This window comes from Cellulomonas olei, from assembly GCF_039548315.1.
Classification (GTDB): Bacteria; Actinomycetota; Actinomycetes; order Actinomycetales; family Cellulomonadaceae; genus Cellulomonas.
Genome location: NZ_JBCLVN010000083.1, coordinates 1 through 13,879, shown reverse-complemented (window position 1 = coordinate 13,879; position 13,879 = coordinate 1). Strand labels below are relative to the sequence as shown.

Annotated in this window: 16 protein-coding genes; 7 read left to right on the top strand and 9 right to left on the bottom strand. The window is 76.1% G+C overall.

Annotated elements, in window-relative coordinates:
* The 3 genes from AAHH18_RS17665 to sucC all read right to left on the bottom strand — a co-directional run.
* A partial coding sequence (locus AAHH18_RS17665) for a cell division protein PerM (RefSeq protein ID WP_343302514.1) occupies positions 1 to 1,300 on the bottom strand: 1,300 nt, incomplete at its 3' end.
* A gap of 100 nt (positions 1,301 to 1,400) precedes the next feature.
* Positions 1,401 to 2,297, bottom strand: coding sequence for a succinate--CoA ligase subunit alpha (gene sucD, locus AAHH18_RS17660; protein ID WP_222170175.1), 897 nt, complete (start codon positions 2,295 to 2,297; stop codon positions 1,401 to 1,403).
* A gap of 44 nt (positions 2,298 to 2,341) precedes the next feature.
* Complete coding sequence (gene sucC, locus AAHH18_RS17655) at positions 2,342 to 3,526, bottom strand: ADP-forming succinate--CoA ligase subunit beta (RefSeq protein ID WP_343302513.1); 1,185 nt, start codon at positions 3,524 to 3,526, stop codon at positions 2,342 to 2,344.
* A gap of 181 nt (positions 3,527 to 3,707) precedes the next feature.
* Between sucC and AAHH18_RS17650 the strand changes: the two genes are divergently transcribed.
* The 6 genes from AAHH18_RS17650 (at position 3,708) to AAHH18_RS17625 (ending at position 6,743) form a co-directional block, all read left to right on the top strand.
* Positions 3,708 to 3,932, top strand: a complete 225-nt coding sequence (locus AAHH18_RS17650; protein ID WP_283319568.1) for a helix-turn-helix domain-containing protein — start codon at positions 3,708 to 3,710, stop codon at positions 3,930 to 3,932.
* Between the two features lie 23 nt (positions 3,933 to 3,955).
* A complete protein-coding gene (locus AAHH18_RS17645) occupies positions 3,956 to 4,495 on the top strand; it encodes a Clp protease N-terminal domain-containing protein (protein ID WP_343302512.1) in 540 nt (179 codons plus the stop codon).
* A gap of 90 nt (positions 4,496 to 4,585) precedes the next feature.
* Complete coding sequence (locus tag AAHH18_RS17640; protein WP_343302511.1) at positions 4,586 to 5,281, top strand: hypothetical protein; 696 nt, start codon at positions 4,586 to 4,588, stop codon at positions 5,279 to 5,281.
* Positions 5,278 to 5,577: a type VII secretion target gene (locus tag AAHH18_RS17635; protein ID WP_283319565.1), complete on the top strand. Its 300-nt coding sequence runs from the start codon at positions 5,278 to 5,280 to the stop codon at positions 5,575 to 5,577. Before AAHH18_RS17640 ends, AAHH18_RS17635 begins: the two co-directional genes overlap by 4 nt.
* Before the next feature lie 12 nt (positions 5,578 to 5,589).
* Positions 5,590 to 6,327, top strand: coding sequence for a hypothetical protein (locus AAHH18_RS17630; protein WP_283319564.1), 738 nt, complete (start codon positions 5,590 to 5,592; stop codon positions 6,325 to 6,327).
* Positions 6,324 to 6,743 (top strand): hypothetical protein, encoded by a 420-nt coding sequence (locus AAHH18_RS17625; RefSeq protein WP_343302510.1) that lies wholly within the window; start codon positions 6,324 to 6,326, stop codon positions 6,741 to 6,743. Before AAHH18_RS17630 ends, AAHH18_RS17625 begins: the two co-directional genes overlap by 4 nt.
* A gap of 41 nt (positions 6,744 to 6,784) precedes the next feature.
* Here AAHH18_RS17625 and AAHH18_RS17620 read toward each other — a convergent pair whose 3' ends face one another.
* The 6 genes from AAHH18_RS17620 to AAHH18_RS17595 all read right to left on the bottom strand — a co-directional run bounded on the left by AAHH18_RS17620 (position 6,785) and on the right by AAHH18_RS17595 (position 13,080).
* The gene (locus tag AAHH18_RS17620; protein ID WP_283319562.1) at positions 6,785 to 7,450 is read right to left on the bottom strand and encodes an AIM24 family protein; all 666 of its coding nucleotides are present in this window, start codon (positions 7,448 to 7,450) and stop codon (positions 6,785 to 6,787) included.
* Positions 7,451 to 7,520: 70 nt separating this feature from the next.
* A complete protein-coding gene (pcrA, locus tag AAHH18_RS17615; RefSeq protein ID WP_343302509.1) occupies positions 7,521 to 10,049 on the bottom strand; it encodes a DNA helicase PcrA in 2,529 nt (842 codons plus the stop codon).
* A 72-nt stretch (positions 10,050 to 10,121) separates the two neighbouring features.
* The gene (locus AAHH18_RS17610) at positions 10,122 to 10,607 is read right to left on the bottom strand and encodes a DUF456 domain-containing protein (RefSeq protein ID WP_343302508.1); all 486 of its coding nucleotides are present in this window, start codon (positions 10,605 to 10,607) and stop codon (positions 10,122 to 10,124) included.
* A gap of 28 nt (positions 10,608 to 10,635) precedes the next feature.
* Complete coding sequence (locus AAHH18_RS17605; RefSeq protein ID WP_283319559.1) at positions 10,636 to 10,986, bottom strand: hypothetical protein; 351 nt, start codon at positions 10,984 to 10,986, stop codon at positions 10,636 to 10,638.
* A gap of 103 nt (positions 10,987 to 11,089) precedes the next feature.
* On the bottom strand, positions 11,090 to 11,749 hold the full coding sequence (locus AAHH18_RS17600; RefSeq protein WP_222170187.1) for a LuxR C-terminal-related transcriptional regulator: 660 nt from the start codon (positions 11,747 to 11,749) through the stop codon (positions 11,090 to 11,092).
* Positions 11,746 to 13,080: a PspC domain-containing protein gene (locus tag AAHH18_RS17595; RefSeq protein ID WP_343302507.1), complete on the bottom strand. Its 1,335-nt coding sequence runs from the start codon at positions 13,078 to 13,080 to the stop codon at positions 11,746 to 11,748. Before AAHH18_RS17595 ends, AAHH18_RS17600 begins: the two co-directional genes overlap by 4 nt.
* 135 nt (positions 13,081 to 13,215) lie before the next feature.
* Between AAHH18_RS17595 and AAHH18_RS17590 the strand changes: the two genes are divergently transcribed.
* A partial coding sequence (locus AAHH18_RS17590; protein WP_343302506.1) for a PspC domain-containing protein occupies positions 13,216 to 13,879 on the top strand: 664 nt, incomplete at its 3' end.

Here is a 13,879-nt window from a genome sequence, read left to right as displayed (position 1 = left end):
CGCCGTCGCGTGCGGCAGCGCCGTCCGGGGCCGGCGGCCGCGCGGTGACCGCGTCGCGGGAGCGCCGGAACGCGGACGCCACCGCCGCCCGCACGTGCCGGTCCCCGGGCAGCAGCACCACCAGCCCGCCCAGCGCGACCCCCGCGGCCACGGCGAGCCCGACCGGCAGCGGGTCCGGGCCGAGGTCGGCCATCCGGCCGGGCCCGATCCCCCCGCGTGCCAGGGCCGCCAGCAGCACCGCGCCGAGCCCCGCCGTCGCGGCGGCCGTCGCACCGGCGACGAACGGGTCCCGGGCGCGCTGCGTGACGAGGCGGCGACGCAGCACGACGGCCGTCACGGCACCGGCCAGCACCGTCACCACGGGCGCGGCGAGCAGCACACCGCCCGTCACGTCGGGGGCGGGCAGGGCACCGAGCAGCGGCACGGCGGGCAGGGCACCGGCGTCCACCTCGGCGATCCCGAAGCTCGTCCCGGTCCCGACGGCGAACCCCGGCCCGACCAGCCAGGACAGGGCCCAGAGCACCAGCGTCGGCACGTAGGCGAGCTCCCCCAGCGCGAGGACGGCCCCGCCGACGGGGTCGAGGTCGAGGCCGCGCACGACCTCGGCCACCGCGGTCCGGCCCGTCACCACCCAGAGCGCGGCGAGCAGCGTCGCGCCCAGCACGAGCGTGGCCAGGGCGGTCGTCCCGGCCGCGACGCCGTGCGCCACGGGCTCGGGCAGCCGGGTGCGGACCGGCTCGAGCACGTCGCGCAGCCGCGGCGCCTCCGGCCGGCGCAGCAGCCCGGTCCCCAGCCCGACGGCGGAGAGCACGACCGCGCCGAGCACCCCGGCGCCGATGTGCAGCAGGGGCACGCCGGTGGCGAGACCGGCGACGAGCACGACGCCCGTGTACGCCGCCACGCCCGCGCCCAGCGCCGACCGCGTGGCGTAGCCGGACCGGCGGGCGGAGGCGTAGCAGCCGAACAGGGCGAGCGCGGTCAGGCCGAGCGGCACCAGCGTCACGCCCGGCGCCAGCGTCATCGGCACGCCGTGGGCGAGCAGCCACAGCCCGGTCGCGACCGACACGGCGTGCGTCCACGGCACGCCGGACGCGGCCGGCGCCGAGGACGTCGCCACGTACGCCGCGACCGACGGCAGCACCACCACGAGCAGCGACAGCAGCGCCGCCTGCAGCCCGGCGAGCAGCCCGCCGACCCAGCGCGGGGCGCCGTCCAGGTCGCTGACGAAGAACCGCGGCGGCGCCGAGTCGTCCAGCACCCGGCGTCGCGGGCGGGGACGGGTTCCGGGCGCGCTGCTCACCGCCCCATGGTCGCCGCCCGCACGGCCCCGGACGCCGAACCGCCCCGGCGCGCCGCGGGATGACCCGGGGCGCGCCGGGGCGGCCGGCGCGGCGTGCGCGTCAGGACAGCAGCGCCCGGGCGAGCTCCGCGGTCTCGGTCGGGGTGGTCCCGACCTTGACGCCAGCGGCCTCGAGGGCCTCCTTCTTGGCCTGCGCCGTGCCGGCCGAGCCCGAGACGATGGCGCCGGCGTGGCCCATCGTCTTGCCCTCCGGCGCGGTGAAGCCGGCGACGTACGCGACGACCGGCTTCGTGACGTGCTCGGCGATGTACGCCGCGGCCCGCTCCTCCGCGTCGCCGCCGATCTCGCCGATGAGCACGACCAGGTCGGTCTCCGGGTCGGCCTCGAACGCCGCGAGGGCGTCGATGTGCGTCGTGCCGATGATCGGGTCGCCGCCGATGCCGACGGCGGTGGAGAACCCGAGGTCCCGCAGCTCGTACATCATCTGGTAGGTCAGCGTGCCGGACTTCGACACCAGGCCGATGCGGCCGGGCCCCGTGATGTCCGCGGGGATGATGCCGACGTTCGACTTCCCGGGGCTGATGAGACCCGGGCAGTTCGGGCCGACCAGCCGCACGCCCTTGTCCTGCGCGTAGGCGAAGAACTCGGCGGTGTCGGCCACCGGGACGCCCTCGGTGATGATAACGATCAGCGGCACGCCCGCGTCGACGGCCTCGATCACGGCCGCCTTGGTGAACGCCGGCGGCACGAAGATCACGGACACGTCGGCCCGGGTCGCCTCGACGGCGTCGCGCACCGTGCCGAACACCGGGATCGCCACGGTGAGGCCGGAGCCGTCGCCGCGCGGGTACTCCACGCTGGTGCCGGCCTTGCGCGGGTTCACCCCGCCGACGATGGTCGTGCCGGCGGCGAGCATGCGGGTGGTGTGCTTGCTGCCTTCGGACCCGGTCATGCCCTGCACGATGACCTTGGAGTCCGCGGTCAGGAAGATCGCCATGGGGTTGCTCTCTCGTCTCTCGCGTCGCTGCGTGCGGTCGGTCGTCAGGCGGTCGCGGCCAGGCGGGCGGCCTCGGCCGCTCCCCCGTCCATGGTCTCGGCCAGCGTGACGAGCGGGTGCGCCGCGTCCCGCAGGATGCGCCGGCCCGCGACCACGTTGTTGCCGTCGAGCCGCACGACCAGCGGCTTCGTGGCCTGGTCGCCCAGGATCCCCAGCGCCGCGACGATGCCGTTGGCGACCGCGTCGCACGCGGTGATGCCGCCGAACACGTTGACGAACACGGCCTTGACCTGCGGGTCGGACAGGATGATGTCGAGCCCGGCCGCCATGACCTCCGCCGACGCGCCGCCGCCGATGTCGAGGAAGTTCGCCGGCTTGACGCCGCCGTGCTCCCGGCCCGCGTACGCGACGACGTCGAGCGTGCTCATGACCAGCCCGGCGCCGTTGCCGATCACGCCGACCTCGCCGTCGAGCTTCACGTAGTTGAGGTCCTTGGCCTTGGCCTTCGCCTCGAGGGGGTCGGCGGCGGCGGCGTCCTCGAGCGCGGCGTGGTCCTCGTGCCGGAACTCCGCGTTGCCGTCGAGCGTGACCTTGCCGTCGAGCGCGACCACGTCACCGGCCTCGGTCAGGACGAGCGGGTTCACCTCGACGAGCGTGGCGTCCTCCTCGCGGTAGACGTCCCAGAGCCTCGTCAGCACGGCGGCGACCTTCGGGGCCACCGCGGCGTCGAAGCCGGCGGCCGCGACGATCTCGTCGGCCTTCGCGGCGTCGATGCCGGTCCGCGGGTCCACCGGGACCCGCGCCAGTGCCTCCGGGCGCTCGACCGCGAGCTGCTCGATCTCCATGCCGCCCTCGACGCTCGCCATGGCGAGGTACCGGCGCTCGGCGCGGTCGAGCAGCAGGGAGAAGTAGTACTCCTCCGCGATGCTCGCGCCCGCGGCGACCATGACGCGGTGCACGGTGTGGCCCTTGATGTCCATGCCGAGGATCTCGGCGGCTCGCGCCTCGGCCTCGTCCGCGGAGCGCGCGATCTTGACGCCGCCGGCCTTCCCGCGGCCACCGGTCTTCACCTGCGCCTTGACGACGACCACGCCCGTGGCGCCCTCGGCGGCCAGCAGGGTCTCGGCCGCGGCCCGCGCCTCGGCGGGCGTCGTCGCGACGATCCCTCCCAGGACGGGTACCCCGTGCCGCTCGAACATGTCACGTGCCTGGTACTCGAACAGGTCCACCTGCTGCGGTCCTTCCGTCGCCCTGCGTCCCGTGGCGGGATCCGGCTGCTCTGCCGCGGACGATGGTAGCCCCGCCCCGGCGGTTTATCTCTACGTCGAGATATGTGACCCGGGTCGCAGACCGGGGACGTCGGCGTCAAGCAGGGTTGACAGCGGAGCGCGCGTCAACCATCGTTGACACATGACCGAGGCACCCGACCCGACCGGCGCGCTCGCCGACGCCACCGCCGCCGACCCCGCCGCCGGCCTGCGCGCCGTCCGCTCCCTGCGCGCGCTCGCCGACCGGCTCGAGACGCTGCAGGTGCTCCGCGCACGCGAGCTCGGCTGGTCGTGGCAGGACATCGCCGACGCCCTGGGCGTGAGCCGCCAGGCCGTGCACCAGAAGCACCACCGCCGCACCACCTGACCCCGCCCGACGAGGAGGACGACATGTTCGAGAGGTTCACCACCGGCGCGCGGCAGGCCGTCGTCGCCGCGCAGGAGGTCGCGCGCGACCTCGGCGACCCGCAGATCTCCCCCGCGCACCTCCTGGTCGCGGTCGCCTCCTCGTCGGACCCGGCCGCGCAGGCGCTCGCCGCGCACGGCGCGGACCGGCAGGCCCTGCTCGACCGGTTCGACACCGACGGCCTCGACGCCTCGGCGCTCGCCGCGCTCGGCATCGACCTCGAGGCCGTCCGGCGCCGGGCCGACGCCGTCTTCGGCGCCGGTGCCCTCGAGCGCGCCGGCGGCCGACGCCGCGCCCCGTCCGGGCACGCGCCGTTCACGCGGGACGCGAAGAAGACGCTGGAGATCGCGCTGCGGGAGGCCGTCCGGCTGGGCCACCGCCGGATCGGGGCCGGGCACGTCCTGCTCGCGGTCATCCGGCTGGACCGGACCGACGGGCACCTGCTGCTGCGCCGGTGCGGGGTCGACCCGGCCGCGCTCGCCGCCGACGTCACGGCGCGCCTGGCGGACGAGGCCGCCGCCTGACGCGTCCCCCGGGCGGGTGACACGTCACCGCACGTCATCCGCCCGCGTCGGCTAGCGTGCCCTCGGACGTCGAGACACCCCGGGGGCGAGATGAGTTCGATCGACGAGACGCTGGCGCACCTGCGCCGGGCGGCGGCCTCGACTGCCGCGACGCTGGCGGCGGTCCGTGCCGCGGCGCCCGAGGAGACCACCGCGACCGACGACAGCGGTGCCGTCGCCGTCGCCGTCGACCGCCGCGGGCGCCCCGTGGGCGTGCGCGTCGCGGACGACTGGAACCGCCGCACGACGCCGGAGGAGCTGGGGCGCGCGGTGCTCGCGGCCGCCGGGGCCGCCACCGCCGACCTGGGTCGCGCGATGTCGGAGGCGCTGCGCGCGGACGCGGGCGCGGCGGCCGACGCGCTGCCGGCCGAGCCGGTCGCCGTGCCCGCGTTCGACGGCACCCCGCGGCCGCTCACCGAGCTCGCCGAGCTCGCCGTCGCGCAGCTCAGCGGGGCCGCGGCCGCGGAACCCGCCGCGCCGGCCACCGCGACCGGGTCGGCCGGCGCCCACGTGACCGTGACGCTCGCCGCGACCGGGCTCGTCGGCTGCGACGTCGACCCCCGCTGGGCCGCACCGCAGTCCGGCGTCGCGCTGTCGACGGCGGTCAACCAGGCGCTCGGTGAGGCGGCGCGGGCGCTGGTCGCCCTCGACGGGCGCCGGCAGGAGCAGGACACCGTGCTGGCGGAGGCGTTCGCGCACCTGCGCGCCCTCGCGCCGGCGACCACCGACGGGGAGGCGCGGGCATGAGCGAGATCGACGTCGTCACCAGCGCGCTGCGCTCGGAGGCGCAGACCTGGGACGCGGAGGCGGACGCCATCGGGCAGGTCGCCGCGTCCGTCGACGGGCTGCGGCTGAACTACCTGACCGCCGGCATCTTCGCCCTGGTGGTCGCCGACCACGAGGCCGCGGTGGACCAGGTCGCCGCGCGGTGCCGCGAGGGGGCGACCGCCATGCGCGACATCGCCACCGCGCTGCGGGCCAACGCCCAGGCCTACGACGACCGCGATGCCGACGTCGCCGACCACGTCGACGGCGCGTACTGACGAGGGGGACCGATGAGCGACTTCAGCACGGCCACGTTCCAGGCCACCATCGAGGGGCTCCAGACCGGGCTCTCGGACCTGTCCGGGCAGCTCGCGCGCGTCGGCCCGGCCGTCCGGTCCGCCACGTCGATCCCGCTGATGCCCGACTTCGTCAAGGACGGGCTGGTGTGGTGCGGCGAGAAGCTGCTGGAGATCGGGCAGGCGGTGCTCGACAAGATCGGCGAGCTGCTGCTCGGCGCGGCCGCGCCCGTGGCGTTCTTCTTCCGCGCGTCCGACTGGCACGAGAACGTCGGCGGCCCGGCGTCGGGCGTGGCGGCGTCGGTCAACCCGAACGCGCTGCGCGCCACCCGCGACTGGACCGGAGACGCAGCGACCTCCTACTCCCGCTCGGTCGCCGGGCAGACGACGGCGGCGGCCGCGATCCAGGGCGTCTCCTCCAGCATGGCGACGTCCCTGGTGACCTGCGCGGTCGCCGGCCTCGCGTTCTACGTCGCGATCGGCGTCATCCTGGTCAAGCTCATCGTCGCGACGATCGCGGCCATCGCGGCGCTCGGCTCCGTGGTGTTCTCCTGGGCGGGCGTGGGCATCATCATCGAGGAGGCCGCGGTGAACACCGGGCTCATCGTCGCCGCCGTGACCACCCTCGTCGCCGTGCTCGGCGCGCAGGGCAACGCGATCGTCCAGATCAAGGGTGCGGTGTCGTCCGGGGCCGCGTTCCCGGGCGGCGCGTGGCCGGAGGGTGCCGCGTGACCGGGCCGGCCGGTACGCCCGGCGTCCCGGACCCGCGCGGTCCGCTGTCCCCCGCGGCGCAGGAGCGTCGCCGCCGCACCGCGCTCGGCGTGACCGGCGGCGTCGGCGCCGTGGTGCTGCTCGCGATCGCCTGGGCGCTCGGGCGCAGCGTCGGTGCGGGTGCGGTCGTCGTGCTGCTCGGGCTGGTCGTGGTGATCGGCGTCCTGGCCGCGCTCCTCATCGGGTCGGACCGCCGGCGGCGCGCCGCGACCGCGCCGGCCGACCCGGCGCAGCGCGCCACCCCGTCGCTCGACCTCGACCGGGTCCGTGCGCGGCACGCGCAGGGCGGCACGGCCGCGGCGGTCCGCGAGGTCCGGCGCCAGGCGCCCTGGCTGAGCCTCGCGGAGGCCGCCGCGGTGGTGGAGCGGCTCGGCTGACGGCACCCCCGGCCGGCGGACCGGCCGGGGCCGCGCCCGGATCAGGCCGTCGGGACCGGGTAGCCCTCCGACGGCTGCACGACCACGAAGCCCGGGCCGTGGAACGCGTACTGGAACGCCTCACCGGTGCCGCCGCGCAGCATCGACGTCATGTTCATGCTCGACACGACGCCGGGCGTGAGGTTCGCCGACCAGCACACCGCCGCGTTCGGGTCCACGTAGGTCGGCTGCTGCGAGCAGTCGAGCACCATCGGCCGCCCGTGCGACGTGAGCGCGACCGTGCCCTGCCCCTGGATGAGCGTGTTGAACAGGCCGGCGGTCATCATCCCGGCGCCCTTGGTGCGGTGCAGGTCCCACTGCAGCCCGGCGTCGAAGGCGAGCAGCGACGCCCCGCCCACGCTGATCGCGTCACCCTCGAGCTGCAGCAGGAAGACGTCCTCCGCGGCGCGCGCGAAGAACACCTCCCCGGGGCCGGACACCCGCATCAGCGCCTGGTCGTCCGAGCTGACCGCGCGCTTGACGAACCGGGCGAGCGACCCGGACGACTCGTGGTGGAACTGCACCTGGCCCTGGTGGGCGACCATCGCCCCCTTCGCGGCGAGCACGTCCGGCCCGAGCGTGACCTTGAGCATCTTGGGGCTCTGGAGGGCGAACCGGTCGGCGGACTGGACCTCGGTGTGGGCCTGGTCGAAGAGGGGGCTGCGCATGCCCCCGATCATGCCGGAGCGCCGCGCCGCGCGTGGCCGGTCACGCACGGCGCGTCCGCACCGCCGCAGGTCAGAGCTTCGTGACCGGCGAGTAGCGCAGCAGCAGCCGCTTGGTGCCCTCGGTGCCGAAGTCCACCTTCGCCACCGCGTTCGGCCCGCCGCCCTCGATCGACACGACGGTCCCGAGGCCGTAGGCGTCGTGCGTGACCCGGTCCCCGACGGCGAGCGTGGGGATGTCGGCGTCCTTGCGCGGCGTCGCGGAGCCGAACGTGGCGCCGCCCGACCCCGGGGCCGGGCGCTCGCCGGCGCGCGAGGCCGCCGAGCTCTTCTTCCAGCTGGTCTGGGCGCCGGACCCGGTCCGCTCGCGGGAGCCGTGGCCGCCGCCCGAGGCGTACCCGGACCGCCCCCCGAGGAACCCGCCCGGGCCGCGCAGCCGGTCGTTCGACGACTCGCGGCGCCGCCAGTCGAGCAGCTCCTCCGGCAGGTCGTCGAGGAACCGGCTCGGCGGGAACTCGTTCGGCACGCCCCAGGCGGTCCGCACGGCGGCGCGGGAGATGTACAGCCGCTGCCGCGCCCGCGTCAGCCCCACGTACGCGAGCCGGCGCTCCTCGGCGAGCTGGTCCGTGTCCGCGAGCGACCGCATGTGCGGGAACGTCCCGTCCTCCATGCCGGTGAGGAACACGACCGGGAACTCCAGGCCCTTCGCGGTGTGCAGCGTCATGAGCGTGACCACGCCCTGGTCGGGCTTCGCCTCGTCGCCGCCGTCGTCGGACGGGATCTGGTCGGAGTCCGCGACCAGCGAGACGCGCTCCAGGAAGTCCGCGAGGTTCCCGTCCGGCTCGGACTGCTCGAACTCGCTCGCCACGGCGTGCAGCTCCGCGAGGTTCTCGACCCGGGTCTGGTCCTGCGGGTCCTCGCTGGCGCGCAGCTCGGCGAGGTAGCCCGACCGGTCGAGCGCCGCGCCCAGCACCTCGGACGGCCCGGCGCCGGACTCGTCGAGCGCCCGGAGGTCCGCCATCATCCCGGCGAACTGCCGCAGGCCGGTGACCGCGCGCGTCCCCAGGCCCGGGACCTCGTCGACGCGGTCGAGCGCCGCCCCGAACGAGATCCGCTCGCGCTCCGCGAAGCCCGCGACCATCGCCTCCGACCGGTCGCCCAGGCCGCGCTTCGGGACGTTGAGGATCCGGCGCAGGTTCACGTCGTCGTCGGGGTTCGCCACGGCCCGCAGGTACGCGACGGCGTCCTTGATCTCCCGCCGCTCGTAGAACCGGGTGCCGCCGACCACCTTGTAGGGCAGGCCGACGCGGATCAGCACCTCCTCCAGCGCCCGGGACTGCGCGTTGGCGCGGTAGAAGATCGCCACGTCGCCGGGCCGCACGCCGTCGGAGTCGCACAGGCGGTCGATCTCCTCCGCGACGAACCGGGCCTCCTCGTGCTCGTTGTCCGCGACGTAGGCGACGATCTTCGGGCCCGAGCCGGAGTCGGTCCACAGCCGCTTCGGCTTGCGGCCCGGGTTCTTGCTGATGACCGAGTTCGCGGCGGACAGGATGGTCTGCGTCGAGCGGTAGTTCTGCTCCAGCAGGATCGTCGTGGCGTCCGGGTAGTCCGCCTCGAACTCCATGATGTTGCGGATGCTCGCGCCGCGAAACGCGTAGATGGACTGGTCGGCGTCGCCGACGACCGTCAGCTCGCCGCGCGGCAGGTCGTCCCCGTCCGTCCCCGCGCCGGCGAGCTCGCGCACCAGCACGTACTGGGCGTGGTTGGTGTCCTGGTACTCGTCCACGAGCACGTGCCGGAACCGGCGGCGGTAGTGCTCCGCCACGGCCGGGAACGCCTGCAGCAGGTTGACGGTCGTCATGATGAGGTCGTCGAAGTCGAGCGCGTTCGCCTGCCGCAGCCGCTGCTGGTAGCGGGTGTAGACCTGCGCGAGCACCTGGTCGAAGTCGTTCCCCGACGACCCGCCCGAGGTCGAGGCGAACGACTCGGGGTCGACCAGCTCGTCCTTGAGGTTCGAGATCTTCGCGCCGAGGGCCTTGGGCGGGTAGCGCTTCGGGTCCAGGTCGAGCTCGCGCGCCACCAGGGTGAGCAGCCGCTGCGAGTCGGCGGCGTCGTAGATCGAGAACGACGAGCGCAGCCCGAGGGTCTGGGCCTCGCGGCGCAGGATGCGCACGCACGCCGAGTGGAACGTCGACACCCACATCGCCCGCGCCGACGGCCCGACCAGGGCGGCGACCCGCTCGCGCATCTCCGCGGCGGCCTTGTTGGTGAAGGTGATGGCGAGGATCTCCCCCGCGCGCGCCTGCCGGGTGGCCAGCAGGTGCGCGATGCGGTGCGTCAGCACCCGGGTCTTGCCGGAACCGGCCCCCGCGACGATGAGCAGCGGGCCGCCGTGGTGCAGCACCGCGGCGCGCTGCTGCGGGTTGAGCCCGACCAGCAGGGCGTCGGCGTCGACCGACGGGGCGCGGCTCCGGCCGCGGTCGCCGCCGTCCCCGGGGGCGTCGGCGTCGTCCCGGGCGTCGGCGCGCGGCGGCACGGCGGCGGGCAGCCGTCCGAGGTCGGCGAGGCCGGGCAGGGGCAGGTTCTCGAAGAGCGACGTCATGGCACGACCCAGCCTAGGCGCCCCCACCGACACCCGGGACCGCCCGGCCACCGCCCGCGGCGGTGCCCCGCGTCACGTCGCGAGCAGCCCCGCGACCCACGCCGCGGTGGCCACCAGCGCGCCGGCCAGCTCGACGAGGATCGTGAGCCCGGTCGCCCGCAGCGCCGCCAGCGTGGCGCGCCACGCCTGGTCGTGCGGGTGCCGCTCGAGGACGCGCTCGGCCAGGTAGACGCCGCCCACGAACCCCACGGGCAGTCCCACCACGGGGATGACGAAGAACCCGATCACCCCGAGCACGCCGCCCCACACCAGCACGCGGCTCCGGACGCCGGTGCGGACCAGGTAGCGCCCGGCCAGCAGGTACTTCACGGCACCCGCCGCCACCGTCGCCACGGCGGCCACGGCGAGGACCACCCAGGCGGTCGTGCCGCCCGTGACCACGGCCCACACCGCGACCGCGCCGAGCACCAGCAGCGCCCCGGGCAGCACCTGCACCACGACGCCGAACAGCCCGACGACGATCGCGAGGCCGACGAGGGCCTCGCCGAGCCCGCTCACGGGCGCGCCGCGCGGAGCCGCGCGGGCGTCACCGCCACAGGACTGCGACGAGCACGTTCAGCAGCGTCAGGCCGAGGGTCGCGCCGACGAGGCCGCGCGAGACGCGGTCGGGGCGCCGGGTCCCGAACCACACCAGGCCGGTCACGACGAGGGCGACCACCAGCTTGACGGCGATCTTCGCATTGTCCGGCGGCTCGAGGTCGCCGACCTCCGCGGCCCGCAGGCCGGTCATCACCACGCCGGTGACGAGTGCGGTCAGCGCGCCGTGCAGCGCCCCCTTCGGGAAGGCCGGCTGGCGGAGCGTGACGAGGCACCCTCCCAGCACGATCGCCCAGCCGACGAGGTGCAGCACGACCAGCAGGCCGTACACGGTGTCCATGGTTGGCGGTCCCCTGTCCTCGGTGACGTCGGTACGCCCCGAGCATCGCACGCGCGCTCCCCCGGGCCCGGCAGGGCGCGGCGGCGGGCCCGTGCGGGCCTCGTCACAGCAGCCGGCGCGCGGCCGCCCAGCGGGTGAGCTCGTGGCGGGAGGACAGCTGGAGCTTGCGCAGCACGGCGGACACGTGGGTCTCGACGGTCTTGATGGAGATGAACAGCTCGCCGGCGACCTCGCGGTACGAGTACCCGCGGGCGATGAGCCGCATGACCTCCCGCTCGCGCGCGGACAGCCGGTCGAGCTCGTCGTCGCCGGTCGCGACGTCGCCCGCGGCGGCGCCGAACGCGTCCAGCACGAAGCCGGCCAGCCGCGGCGAGAAGACCGCGTCGCCGCCCGCCACGCGCAGCACCGCGTCGCACAGGTCCGGCCCCGAGATCGCCTTCGTCACGTAGCCGCGCGCCCCGGCGCGGATGACCGCCACGACGTCCTCCGCGGCGTCCGAGACCGACAGGGCGAGGAACCGCGTGCCGCCGAGCAGGTCCGTGCACGCGCGGATCACCTCCGCACCGCCGCCGCCGTCGCCGCCGGGCAGGTGCACGTCGAGGAGCACCACCGGCGGGCGCGTCGCGTGCACCACCTGGACCGCCTCGTCGACCGTCGCGGCCTCGCCGACGACGCGCACGCGCCCGTCCAGCGAGGCGCGCACGCCCGCGCGGAACATCAGGTGGTCGTCGACCAGCACCACGTCGACCGGAGCGTCGTTCATGCCTGCATCGTCCTCTCGTCGTCGCCGTCCGCGGCCCGGTCCGGCCCCGTGGCGTCGGGGACCGTCCCCGGGGCCTCCGGGGCGGCGCCCAGCACCGGCACCCGCAGCCGCACCTCCGTGCCGCCGCCCTCCTTGCACACCACCGACGCCCGCCCGCCGCGGCGCCGCACCCTGCCGAGGATGGACTCGCGGACGCCGAAGCGGTCCGGCGGCACGGCGTCCGGGTCGAACCCGTCGCCGCGGTCCCGGACGAACACCTCGACCTCCTCGGGCCCGGCCTCCAGGTAGAGCGAGACGGGCGGGCGGCCGTGGCGCACGGCGTTCAGCAGCGCCTCGCGGGTGGCCTGCAGCAGGGCGTCGGTGTTCGCGTCGGGCTCGGTGTCGCCCACCACGACGGTCTCGATCGTCACCGCCTCGCCGTCGGGCCCGGTGCGCGTGTCCTCGATCTCGGCGACGATCGCCGCGAGCGCGCCCGCGACCGACGTCCCGGGGGCGGGCCGGTCGTCGTACAACCACGCCCGCAGCTCGCGCTCCTGGGCGCGGGCCATCCGCGCGACCTCGGTGGGGTCGTCGGCCCGGGACCGGATCAGGGCGAGCGTCTGGAGCACGGAGTCGTGCAGGTGCGCGGCGATGTCCGCCCGCTCCGACTCCCGCGCCCGGGCGGCCCGCTCGTCCCCGAGCTCCCGCACCAGCCGCAGCCACCAGGGCGCGAGGACCAGCGCGACGCCGCCGAGCACCGCCACCGCGGCGACGGTCGACTGCACGAGCGCGCCGGGCGGCGCGTCCTGCCCGACGAGCAGCAGCACGCCCACGCCCGCGATCACCAGGCCGCCGGCGAGCCGGAGCCCGCTGACCGGGCGCCGCGAACCCGAGCGCCGCTCCCGCTGCACCGCGTCGAGCTGGCTCCACGCGAGGGCCGCCCCGGCGACGAGCAGCAGCACCGGGACGACCCACGTGCTCAGCTCCCTGACACCCGTGCGGGTCAGGAGCATGGCCGCGGCGCCCGCGAGCAGCGCGACGCCGACCGCGATCTCCGTCCAGGGCAGCCGGCGCAGCCGCTCGACCGGGTCGGCCTGCTGGGGGCGCGCGAGCCGCTGGAGGCTCGCCGGCCGCTCGGCGCCCGCCACCGCCAGGGGGTCGCCCACGGGGACGGTCACCCACCAGAACACGTACAGCAGCACGCCGACGCCGCCGACGGGCGTCAGCAGCACGAACAGCAGCCGCACGAGCCGCACCGGCAGGTCGAGGTGCAGCGCGAGGCCGGCCGCGACGCCGCCGACCACGCGGCCGCGGTCCGGGCGGCGCAGCGGCAGGCGCTGACGGGGCTCCATGCAGAGATCGTCACACGTCCGGACCGCGCCGCGGGGTCCTCAGGGCCCAGGATCAGGGGCCGCGGCGCGTCTTTCAGGGGCGGCTCAGGGGGGTTCCCGATGCCCCGGCACCGCGCCCCCGGCGAGGATCGGGACATGACGAACGACAGCGCCGGCCGCGGGCCCGGCCCCGTGCCCCCGGCACCGCCCGCACCCGGAGGCCCCAACGGGTTCTTCGCCGCGATCCGCCGGACCGGGCTGGTCCGCTCGCAGGACCGCTGGGTCGGCGGCGTCGCCGGTGGGCTCGCGTCCCGGTTCGGCCTCGACCCCCTGCTCGTCCGCGGGCTCGTCGGGGTGACCCTGCTCATGGGATTCGGCTTCGTGCTCTACGGCATCGCGTGGGCGCTGCTGCCGGAGCAGGCCGACGGCCGCATCCACCTCGAGGAGACCATCCGCGGCAGCTTCGACGTCGCGCTGCTCGGCGCGATCGCCCTGGTGGTCGTCGGCCTGTCGTGGGGCGACCGCTGGTTCAGCTGGGGCCCCTGGGGGACCGGCTGGCTCGGCGCCTTCGCCTGGGCGGCGGCGGTGGTCGTCGGGATCGTGATCGTCGCCAGCGCCGTCCGCCAGCGCAAGGACCGCCACCCGGGACCGCCCGCGTGGCAGCCCCCGTCCCAGGAAGGACACACCCCCATGACCAGCACCAGCCCGGCCGGCACCCCCGCCGGACCCCCGGCGGGCGCGCCCGTCCCGCCGGCCGCCGGTGGCCGCGGCCCGGCACCCGCGTCGGCCCCGGCGTGGTCGGCGCCGCCCGCGTGGGCCG